This window comes from Shewanella sp. 8A (genome assembly GCF_023475945.1).
Lineage (GTDB): Bacteria > Pseudomonadota > Gammaproteobacteria > Enterobacterales > Shewanellaceae > Shewanella > Shewanella xiamenensis.
This window is the reverse complement of record NZ_JAMDJP010000001.1, coordinates 314,744-326,280: the sequence shown is the minus strand read 5'-3', so window position 1 is coordinate 326,280 and position 11,537 is coordinate 314,744. Positions and strand designations below refer to the sequence as shown.

The 11,537-nt window shown below is 46.6% G+C and carries 7 protein-coding genes; 2 read left to right on the top strand and 5 right to left on the bottom strand.

Features of this window, described 5'->3' with window-relative positions; all coding sequences use genetic code 11:
• Positions 1 to 15: 15 nt before the first annotated feature.
• From M0413_RS01370 to M0413_RS01360, 3 genes are all read right to left on the bottom strand, one after another.
• Entirely contained in the window at positions 16 to 774 is a 759-nt protein-coding gene (locus M0413_RS01370) for a phosphatase (protein WP_249552891.1), read from the bottom strand.
• A gap of 121 nt (positions 775 to 895) precedes the next feature.
• Positions 896 to 4,171 (bottom strand): DEAD/DEAH box helicase, encoded by a 3,276-nt coding sequence (locus M0413_RS01365; RefSeq protein ID WP_249552889.1) that lies wholly within the window; start codon positions 4,169 to 4,171, stop codon positions 896 to 898.
• 191 nt (positions 4,172 to 4,362) lie between these two features.
• Positions 4,363 to 6,186: a DUF885 domain-containing protein gene (locus M0413_RS01360; protein WP_047534669.1), complete on the bottom strand. Its 1,824-nt coding sequence runs from the start codon at positions 6,184 to 6,186 to the stop codon at positions 4,363 to 4,365.
• Between the two features lie 522 nt (positions 6,187 to 6,708).
• On the opposite strand from M0413_RS01360, the gene cspE reads away from it, so the two are divergent.
• Positions 6,709 to 6,918, top strand: coding sequence for a transcription antiterminator/RNA stability regulator CspE (gene cspE / locus M0413_RS01355; protein ID WP_011071803.1), 210 nt, complete (start codon positions 6,709 to 6,711; stop codon positions 6,916 to 6,918).
• Positions 6,919 to 7,033: 115 nt separating this feature from the next.
• On the opposite strand, the gene M0413_RS01350 is transcribed toward cspE, so the two are convergent.
• Entirely contained in the window at positions 7,034 to 8,980 is a 1,947-nt protein-coding gene (locus M0413_RS01350; protein WP_249552887.1) for a monovalent cation:proton antiporter family protein, read from the bottom strand.
• Positions 8,981 to 9,151: 171 nt separating this feature from the next.
• Here M0413_RS01350 and dgcS point away from each other — a divergent pair, with 171 nt between their 5' ends.
• The gene (dgcS, locus tag M0413_RS01345) at positions 9,152 to 10,042 is read left to right on the top strand and encodes a diguanylate cyclase DgcS (RefSeq protein WP_047534665.1); all 891 of its coding nucleotides are present in this window, start codon (positions 9,152 to 9,154) and stop codon (positions 10,040 to 10,042) included.
• 50 nt (positions 10,043 to 10,092) lie between these two features.
• On the opposite strand, the gene tilS is transcribed toward dgcS, so the two are convergent.
• The gene (gene tilS / locus M0413_RS01340; RefSeq protein WP_249552885.1) at positions 10,093 to 11,490 is read right to left on the bottom strand and encodes a tRNA lysidine(34) synthetase TilS; all 1,398 of its coding nucleotides are present in this window, start codon (positions 11,488 to 11,490) and stop codon (positions 10,093 to 10,095) included.
• Between the last annotated feature and the right edge of the window lie 47 nt (positions 11,491 to 11,537).

Genomic DNA, 11,537 nt, shown 5'->3' with positions numbered 1-11,537 from the left:
ATTGACTCAAGCGCCTCAAATTGCTTCATCGCGAAAGTGCGGTATAAAATCAGCAACAGTTTTATGCCCACGCAGAGTCAAAAAGTCTAACAGCGCCATGGGCGAGCGATTAAGCAGCTTATCCTTTGGATAATCAACCGCATCGATAATGCTTAAGGCGCGATCAAATCCACCAAGGCTAAATGCCACATGGGAATCAGACCCCATGACTAAGGTTGCACCTAACGCTTTAGCCGCCTTAGCGATCGCGGTGCAGTTGGCTTCACTGCCCTTGCGAGACACTTCAAAGGAGGAATTATTGATTTCAAGTGCTACACCATATTCAGCTGCGGCAGTGACGACTGCTTCAATATCAATGGGATATGCGGGGTTTCCTGGGTGAGTAATAATATCGACCTTGCCACTTTTAATCGTATTAATCATCGCCTCGGTATGGGTGACCTTATCCGAGGGCGCAAACACGGGTTCATGGAATCCAGCCAAGACGATATCGAGCTGCGACAGATAATCGCCAAAGTAATCGATTTCACCGTCGCGATTTTTAATATTGGCTTCAATGCCGCGTAAAATGCCGACGCCATCGACCATGCGCGGCAATACCCGTAAATTCACAAAATGCCAAAAATGCGGCGCATCTGCCATGGCCGGGCCATGATCTGTCGTCGCAAACAGGCGGAGCCCCTTTTGTTTTGCCACCGCAAGATAATCATGGATAGTGCTATAGGCATGGGAGGATGCCACGGTATGGGTATGGGTATCGACTGGGTACTGCATGGGTCACCTCTGTCTTTTAACTCGCATTTTAAAAAGAATTTTTAAGCATCAATCTGTTACCGCTCTGCTTGTACAAGAGTCGCCAAGTCAACGACCACAGGCGGTGATATGCAACAATGCCTTAGTGGAATAAAGAGAGCAGTTCATCGGCACTACCTTGCCATGCGCCACTGCCCTTACCTTCAAGAATACTATCGGCTAAACCTTGTTTATGCTGCTGCATCTCTTGGATTTTTTCTTCGACCGTTCCCTCGGCGATAAGCTTGTAGACAAACACCGGATTTTCTTGGCCAATACGGTGTGCTCTGTCAGTGGCTTGCCTTTCGGCCGCAGGATTCCACCAAGGATCGTAATGAATAACCGTATCGGCAGCGGTCAAATTAAGCCCGGTTCCGCCCGCCTTTAAACTAATTAAAAACACTGGCGTATCGCCTTCTTGGAATTGATCAATCTGCCCCTGACGCAGCCGAGTTTGCCCAGTCAGTTTGCTGTAGTCGATCTCTAAGGATTGCAGCAATTCTTCAATCAAAATCAGCATGCTAGTAAATTGGCTGAAGATTAAAATTTTGCGTCCTTCCTGCACCATTTCCGGCAAGTTTTGGCTAAGCCAGTTAAGCTTGGCGTTATTTTTAACTTTTTGTGCCTGTTCGAGTTTTACTAATCGCGGATCGCAGCAGGCTTGGCGCAATTTGAGCAGCGCGTCTAAAAACTCGATATGGCTGCCCGCCACGCCTTGGCTTGCAAACAATTCTCGAATTTTTTTCTCCATACTTAAGCGAATACTCTCGTACAGATTGCGTTGATCTTTCTCAAGCTCAAGAGTTTGATAAATTTCGGTTTTAGGCGGAAGTTCAGTCACTACCTCCGTCTTAGTTCGTCTGAGTACAAAGGGCGCAATGCGTTGACTCAACACTTTTGCCTGCTCGCTATCGCCGTAACGCTCTATCCGATAACGAAATGCCTTATTAAAATAAGCCGTTGTCCCAAGGAGTCCTGGTAAACAAAAATCCATTAAGGATTTGAGTTCACCTAAATGGTTTTCAAGGGGCGTCCCCGTAAGGCAGAGTTTAAAAGGCGCCTGCAGCGCTTTAATCATCTGACTGACTTTAGCTTGAGCATTTTTAATCTGCTGTGCTTCATCAAGCACTATGTGCTCAAAAGGTTGTGCCTGGTAAAAATCGTTATCCCTCACCATTAACGGATAGGTAGTAACAACCACATCAAACTCACTTAACCGTGCCAAAAGCGGCCCGCGCTGTGCGCCATGGATCACCGCCAGTGTTAACGAAGGCGCAAATTTTGCCGCCTCCTTTGCCCAGTTCCCGACCAAACTGGTGGGGCAAATAATTAAACTGGGTAGATGAGGGCCAGCCGCGGACTTAAGCTGTTTTTGCTTCAACAGGAATGCCAAAGTTTGAATGGTTTTACCCAATCCCATATCGTCCGCTAAAATGCCACCTAGCTGATATTCCTTTAAAAAACATAACCAATTTAAGCCCTGTTGCTGATAGGGACGCAGTTCTGCCTGTAATTGGGTTGGCGCAGTAACCGCAACAACACCAGTAAATTGTTCTAATTTGGCAGCAAGTTGGCGCACCCGCTCACCATTGAGCAAGCTGATATCACTCTGGGCTAACTCATTGAGTAAATGTGCCCGATATTTAGGTAAGGCGATACTGTTGCCGCGATGCTGTTCAAACAGCTCTAAAATAATGCTCATCAAGGGTTTGATAACACTGGCTTTAATTTTAAGCCACTCACCATTTGGGCTTGGTAGCAATAGCTCTGCATCATCGGCAGGCTCACCATGTTGTTTAAGCCAAGTGGCCACCAGCGGCAACATGGGTAACCGCTGCCCATTGATATCCGCATGCAAAGACAGCGAAAACCAGCCCTCTTTACTGTCATCCAGCTCAACGGTTAACGGCGTGTCGACTACCTTAAGGCTAAACTCGGGCGCCAATAACACCTCAATACCTTGGGCTTGTAATCTTGGCACGTCTTCCTCGATAAATTGCAACCACTCCTTAATCGCCTCGGGCAACACACCTAAGCGCCAGTGGCAGGCTAAACTGCTAAGATCAAATACAAAACGAGTAAATCCAAGCGTTTGCAGAGCCTCAACCGCCGTTTGCTCTTCGTCCAAAGCACGGTTAATTTGATAGGTCGTTCCGCCTTGGGTCACAAGGGTTAAGGCTTCTTTAGCTGCATTACCACTCAAAACGACATCACCGTAGATAAATGCCAAGGTCACATAGGGCTGATTGATATCAACAGCTTGAATATGTGGCGTTGTTGTCTTGAGTTGGGTCGTATTAGGTAGAGTAGCATTGGCATGAGTCGATGCCGCCGAAAGCATATTTAGGCTCAACCGAACCCGAAGTTTATCCCGTAGTTCGACAAAATTGATGGCACTTGGTAGCGGCACTGTGCGCGCTGAAAAATGTTTAATCAGTTTATGACTCACCACCTCAACCTGCGTGCGAGGCACGGGTGGCATTTGGCTGAGTAGGCGCAATTTTTCAATACTGATATCAGTGTCGATAAGACCAATTTGAAAGTAATCGAGTTCGATATAATACGCAGGCTCGGTTGGCACAAGCTCCCAATTATCTCGCTTGGGCAAAACAAGGCGCATTTGCTTGTGTTCACTCTCAATATCTTGCCAAATAAACTGTGGCGTAATGGCATCGCCCGCGGTCAATGCGAGGCGACTTTCCTCCCAAAAACAACGTTCGGTCGCGAGCATTTTCTCAAGCGCAACCGCACCTAACTGCGCCTTAAGATAGAGCCGCGATGCACCATGGCGCCTCGTAGACATTATCAGATTGATGATCAGCACATCCTCGGCACCAATCCATGCAGGCATATAATATTGCACATCCGAGAGTGCAATTTTGGAACCCTTGTTATAACCGCCCTTCTTGCCAAGCTTGCCGCGCCTAAGCTCGATAAACACCCCATTATCGTCCTTTGAGAGGATATACAGCACCCGATCATCGTAGAGGGACTCAACATCATTCAAACGAGGATCATCGGCATCATCGAGTAGATGTAACCATTGGGCGATGCGTTGATCCTCAACCGTTTTATCGGTGAGCAAGCTATACAGTACCGCAGCCATATGCTTGCAATGTCCCGTGGCGGGACAGGAGCAAAAACCGTTCATGATGAGCTTATGATTGACGCTGACTAAACGTATATCCTGACGATAGGGTGAGGTTTCACTGCCCGCTACCGAGCCTTCAATATGGCGAAAATCGGCATTGGCTTTTGCGCTTAACACCTTCCCCTGCATTACATAATCACGGGCACGCATCAAGGTCGGCGGCGTGAATAAGGACTCAATTGCCGTTTGAGTCAATTGAATGGGCTCTTGGGGGGGGAAGCGATTCATCAGCAAAACCTTGAAACTCAAAAATACCTTTACGGACAATAAACCACGATTGTCAAAGGCATTTATCAACGTGTAAGGGGGAATTGTATTGAAACCGGATGGGGAAAGCCAGAAGACGAATCACTTACGTGAGCGGGATATATCCCCGCAGACCATTCCTGCGGGGATGTGCCAACTAAAGTAACCTCAACTTAGGCTTGACGACGCTTATCAGCAATATAACGGTCAACCAATTTTTCTAAAATATCTAAGGGAACAGCGCCATTTTTAAGCAGCACATCGTGAAAATCGCGCAAATCAAATTTGTCCCCAAGAGCTTGTTTCGCCTTTTCCCGCAGTTCGAGGATCTTCATCATCCCCACCTTATAGGCTGTCGCTTGGCCGGGCATCACAATATAACGCTCAATTTCAGCGGTTACATCGCGATCTGACATTCCAGTATTTTTCTTCATATAGTCAATGGCTTGTTCCCGCGTCCAACGACTATGGTGAATACCTGTATCAACAACAAGGCGCACAGCTCTAAACAACTCCGCCTGCAAACGACCAATATTATCGAAGGGATCTTGTTGGAAACCGAGTTCCCAAGCTAAACGCTCACTATAAAGTGCCCAGCCTTCAATATAAGCGGTAAAAGGTGCCATCTTACGAATAAGTGGTTGCCCTTCAAGTTCCATTGCAACTGCAACCTGAAAATGATGTCCGGGGATCCCCTCATGGTAGGCTAAGGTACGCATACCGTATTTAGGTGTTGCTTTGATATCAAAGAGGTTGGCATAAAAACGTCCTGGGCGGCTGCCGTCAATCGCCGGTTGCTGATAATAAGCGCCAGGAGCCGTTTTCTCTTTAAATTCAGGAATACGCACCACTTCCATTCCCGCCTTTGGACGGATACGAAATGCGTTATCGAGTCCGGCATTGATCTCGTCGAGGATTTTTTGATAATCCACTAGGATCTGCGCTCTGCCAGCATCGGTGTCTTCATAGTAAAATTTAGGATCGGCGGCCAAGGCCTCAATCGCTACCGAAAATCCTTGGCTTGTATCGTACCCTTGTGCTGACAAGATGGTCATGATTTCACCTTGGATACGGCTCACCTCGGCCAATCCTTTAGCATGGATCTCATCGGCGGTGTAATTTGTCGTAGTAAAGAACTTCAACAGCTGTTCATAGGCGACATTCCCATTAGGCAAAGCCCAATAACCATCATCCGTGCCTGCTTTAGTCTGTAACTCAGTAAAATAATCAATGAAGAGTCGATACGCTGGCTGCACGTAAGCTTCAATATTGGTTTTTGCGGTGGCAAGCAAACGCGCCTGTTCATCGCTGCTAATCTGAGTTTCTGCTAATTTGGTTTTAAAGGAGCTGTAGAGAATATTGTCTTCAACTGGCGCACTGATAAAGTCATTCATTTCAGTAAGCACCCGCTCAATCACAAACTTAGGCGGAATAATGCCCTTAGCTTCTCGAAGTTTGAGCCCTTCTAAGGTTTGTCCAAACTTAGTCTTCACCGCAATTAAGCGCGAGAGGTAATTTTCAGCATCATCAACCGAATGGATTTGATGCTGCGCCTGCATAAAGCTTGGGTAACCATTTTGCACACCAAACAACTGATTCACCGGATAGTTATGATAGCGATAGGGTTCGGCCGCGAGGGCAAAATCCGCCAGATACAATGCAATATCCTTCGAAATACGCTGATTATCATCGAGATCAGCGTCTTGGTAACTCAGTAATGTGTCTCTTAACGCACGGACTTGAGTAAAGGTTTTGTCCATGGCTTCAGGGCTATCATCGTCGAGCAGGGCGTTATGCCCCGTAATCCCAACCGATTCTAAAAATCCTAAGGATGTTAACGTCTCAGGACTTTCAAAGGCCATTTTTACGACGCTTCTATCTAAAAATGCGCGAAAGAAAAATGGCTTTTTGGCAAACCATTCATGGGCGGCAACTGCCATCAACAATAGCAATATGGCTAAAATGCCAAGCCCAATGCGTTTTAATACCGTTTTCAATATTGATGCTCCACAGGTCATTATTGTCAAAGTTCGATGGGAAAACTTCCCAATACGAAAAACAATACCACCATCACAAATAGGCAACAATTTAATAACGTAACGAAAAGTGACAAATAAATAAGCCACCTTCTAAATGTTTAGCACCACTATAGTGCGAGTAAACTTACAGGAATAATTATTTCAATCTGGCTTCAGTGACACAATCAAACACTATCCATATGAATAAAAACAATAAAAAATTATCCACATCAAATATTCGAACTAAAAACCCCTAATAGATATGCCCTAGTTAAAAATAAAGCTATACAAAAAGTGGGAGTATGCTATTCTGCGTCCTGGCCTGTGAGTCAGACCTATTTATAAGCAATATTATGTATTTGAAAACCTTCGCTGCACCCGGTATTTGTTTGCTGTCATGAAGCTTTCCACTCATAACTTATCATCAATGTAAATAATTCTATTTCTGGCTAATTTCACGCATTGTTGCGAATTATTTTTTTGAAAATTTTGGAGACATTCATGTCTAAAACTACTGGTGTAGTAAAATGGTTTAACGAAGACAAAGGTTTTGGTTTTATTTCCCCTGATAACGGTGGCGCTGACGCATTCGTTCACTTCCGCGCAATCGTATCTGATGGCTTTAAAACCCTTGCTGAAGGTCAAAAGGTTTCTTACGAAGTCGAACAAGGCCAAAAAGGTCCTCAAGCTGCGAACGTTGTTGTTCTGTAATTAACTTCCCGCAAGGGATTAATTAACAACAAGTTTACAGACAAAATGCCGACTAAGTGTCGGCATTTTTTATAGGTGCGTTTTATCCTATTGATTGATGTTCTCATTAAACCAACTAGCCCTGCAGTAATTTCGCTTCTGCATTTTCTACTCTTCTCGGTTTGCCGACGATGAGGAGAATATCCCCCGCTCGAAATACCCAATCCGATGCAGGATGCTCAATTTCTTGACCATTACGACGTATAGCCCTCAACTCTACCCGCAGTGATTCCCAATCAATATCCGCCACTTGCTTACCAACGGCATTTGCACCGCGGTGCAGCAGCACTGCATGCAAAGATTCTAAAGTGAAATCCGTCTCTGTACCCGAGAAAAAGCCATGTAAAAATTGATAATGATTACGCCGCTCCGACTCTAACCGCTTGAGGATCCGTGCTAATGGCACTCCGCATTGATGCAAAACCTGCGAAACTAACATCAAACTTCCTTCTAAGGTTTCTGGGATGACTTGATTGGCCCCCGCCTTTTGTAATAAGTCTAACTCGCTATCATCGCGGGTTCTGACCAAAATGTTAGCTTCAGGAGCCAGTTGCCGGCATAAGGGTAAGGCGTCTTCTAAACTGCGGGAGTCGCTAAAGGTGATCACTATCATTTTGGCATGCTTAATACCAATCTGTTTGAGAATGGCCCGCTTACACACATCACCAAAGTAAATAGGCTCCCCAGCTCGACGCGCCTCAGAAACCCTTGTGGGATCAAGATCGAGCACCAAATAAGGCACGGCTTCGGTCTTTAAAAAACGCGCAATGGTTTGCCCTACGCGCCCATACCCCAAAATCACCACTAAATCATGGTCGTCGGATACCACGGGGACGACATCATCTACATGCGTTGACTGGCGAATCCCCAATAACCACTTTGCAATATCCACACTGTGACGCACCAACCAAGGGGCGATACTCATCGATAATACCGCCACCATCACCAGCATAGTACTGGTCTCATTACTCAGTAACCCATAACTAACGGCGAGCGCGAGTACCACAAAACTAAATTCCCCCACCTGCGCCAAGCTTAAAGCCGTGCTAATCGCAATCCTAAAGGGCTCGCCCACTAAACGTAATAATCCGTGGATAATAAGTGCCTTACCAAACACAACTGCGAGCAGAACCAATAGAATTTGCCACCAAAACTGAATAACCAATCCAAAATCCAGCATCATGCCGATAGAAATAAAAAATAGCCCCATTAATAGATCGCGAAAGGGGCGAATATCCGCCTCGAGCTGACGACGATATTGACTCTCACCAAGCAGCATCCCCGCCATAAATGCCCCTAAGGCCATTGATAATCCTAACCACTGGGTAAATGCGCCCGTGACCAAGGCGACCACTAATGTTGAAAGAACAAAGAGTTCATTTGAGCGCGACCTTGCCACCTCATCAAACAGCCTGGGTAAAGCCCACTTCCCCAAAGCCATTAAGAAAAAGAAGGCGAGAATCCCCTTGAGTAACGCCCAAGCGATAGAGGCTAACATTAAGGGTTCATCACTCTGTCCGAGTAATGGCAGTAGAATCAGCAGCGGCACTACCGCTAAATCCTGAAATAACAATACACTGACAGATAATTCGCCATGACGACGCCTCAGCCAGCCCTGCTCATTGAGCAGTTTAAGCACTATGGCGGTAGATGAAAGCGCAATTGCAGCGCCGATAACGAGTGATTCAATCCAATTCAACCCACAGGCTAACGCCACTAGCATAGTCAAGACAGTGGTGACGAGCACCTGGGCACTGCCTAAACCAAACACGGTTCTGCGCATCGCCCATAAGCGGGGTACCGAAAACTCAAGCCCTAGGGTAAACATCAACAGCACTACCCCAAGCTCGGCGACAGACTGCATTTGCTGCTGAGTAAACCAATGAAAGCCACTCGGCCCACTGAGTACTCCTGTTAACAAATACGCCAAAATAGCTGGCAAACCGATACGCCTAAGTAGCGCAATCGCAACGATCGCAATGACTAACATCAACAGAATTTGAATCAAGAAACCATGTTCCATAGACGCACTAGCTCCTGTCAAATTACTGGCATGTTAAAAATTATAACGATGAGCTTTAAGCTTAACTGAGTGACAAGTAAAGACAAATTTAATTGGCAAATATAACGGCACACATATTGCTTAACTAAGGTAACAGTTTTTATCGCCATTTCATTTGCTGGGGTAATCATAATGGACTTTGGCTTAGCGACCACGTTATATCCCGATGAATATAACTATCAAACAGAGGCATATAGCCCGACATCCACGCCGTTGGATCTCGTGCAAGTTATCCAGCAACTGCATGCTAGTTTAGATCCGCGGACAGTCTTTGCCTGCTACGGCAAAGTGCTGGGACAACATCTGCCTATACAAGGGGTTCGACTACAATCTGAGCAATATAAATTAAGCTGGGGTAAACGTTATGGGATTAGCCTTAAACGGCAGATCATTTGCGGTGGGACACCAGTTACACTGCAGTATCAACTATTAACGCCGCTAACGCCCTCACAGAGCATCAGCTTGCAAGAAATAGAGCCGCTCTTGTTACAACCATTGCTGAATGCCATGCAGTACCAAGAAATGTCGATGCAGGCTATGTTTGACTCCCTAACGGGTCTTGGAAATCGTCACTATTACAGCCAAAGCCTGAAAAACGCGGTGGCTAGGGCTCACAGAAAACAGGGAACGGTGTCACTTATTGTGTTGGATTTGGATAATTTTAAGCAGCTTAACGATAAGTATGGTCACAAATGCGGTGACTATATTTTGAAGGAGTTTGGTGACATTATCCGTAGCTGTATCCGTAGTACAGATCAGGCTTTCCGCATCGGCGGCGATGAGTTTGTGGTCATAGTACAAGGTAATATTCATGCCGCGGGTTTACTGTGTGAGCGTATCGTCACTGCAACCAATGCCAATACCAGCTTCCATCAATTTGGCGTGAGCAGTAGCCTTGGGGCGGCTGAGGCGAGCGACACGATGGAAGCCGAACAACTCTATGAGCAGGCTGATAAAACTTTGTATCAAGCCAAAGCCTCGGGGCGTAATTGCTACAAGTTAAGCCCGGCCCAACTGTCTTAATCGAGCATGGATGCTGCTCACTGGCGATAAAGCATGGCAAATAGACTTTGCTATCCGATCGCATTCCCATCAAACTTAAGCCCGATATCATCCCCTTGGGCACAAAATGCCTTTTCGACCCAGAGACCAAAGGCCATCACCAGCTTATCGTTGTAGAACACGAATCCTACATCAGTACGTAACCATGGCGGCACAGCGCATTCTTGCCATAACTTTTTCAGCTCGCGTCCCTTATCGCGAAAATGCGGCTGACAGCGAAATTGCCCAGGCAAGCCATAACGTAGACTCACCACTTCATCGGCGTTAGGTAAACGCAGCCGAGGGCCTGTGGTAACCAACGCAAATGGCACAATCTTGTCTTCAACCATTGCTGATGCTTGAGTCAATAAGGTCAGAATCTCTTGATGTAGGTCGCGCGCTGTAATGTGGGGCGCAGTAGATAGGGTTTCTCCACTATCCAGATAAAGCATCCCGGCAAAGCGGCGCAGTACACAGTCATTAATGCGGATATGGACCTTAGCATCCTCTTTAGCGTGGATTAATTGCTGCAACATTTGCTGCAACTGCACGTAGGATGGCAGTGAAAATCCTTGGGACTCAATAAAGCCCCGCAGCAGTATCCCTTGCCATTCAATCGGTTGCGATGCTAACTCCGTCAGCTTAAGGACGGTTTGCCCAATTACAGGCGCCTTGGTTAACAGCTTAGGTAAACGCTCACTGACCTCAGTTTCTACTATGGCTTGCTGCTCGGCACAAAGCTGGGCACTGCGACTGGCAGTTGTGGCGATACTTGGCCAGCGCGCTTTTAGGCGTGGGATAATCTCGAGGCGAAGAAAGTTACGATCGTACTTATCATCTTGATTACTCTCATCATCGATATGGACTAAATGTTGCGCTTTGGCAAAGGCTTCAATCATCTCGCGGCTAATATCAAGCAAAGGACGCACTTGTAAGCACGATCCTTTGCCTGCTAATGAGAGTGGCTGAATGTGCCCCATGGCGGCTAATCCCTTAGGGCCTTGACCGCGTTTTAGGGCTAACAGAATTGTCTCGAGTTGGTCATCTTCATGGTGAGCGGTTAGTAAGATATCCTGCGGATTAAGATGCGCTAAAATCGCCTGATAACGCACTTTTCGCGCTGCAGCCTCAACGCTCACCCGAGGACCAAGCTCGAGCTGCACCCGTTCTACCGTCACAGGTAAACCATACAGGGCCGCGCGTTCTTGACAATGCTTGGCCCAAGCATCGGCATTGGGGCTCAAGCCATGGTGTACATAAATCAATTGATAGCGCAAATCAGGACGCTGTTTAGCATATTCACTTAAGCCGTAGGCGAGCACTTCGGAATCGACTCCGCCACTGTAAGCGAGGACTAACTTGCTCCCCGCTTGGAGGGATAAGCTATCTAAAAATCGCGCTATATGAACACTTAAATTCTGCGCCGCCATCCTCTTCCCCACTCAAAAACAACAGAAACCTAAGCTTGGTTCGACTT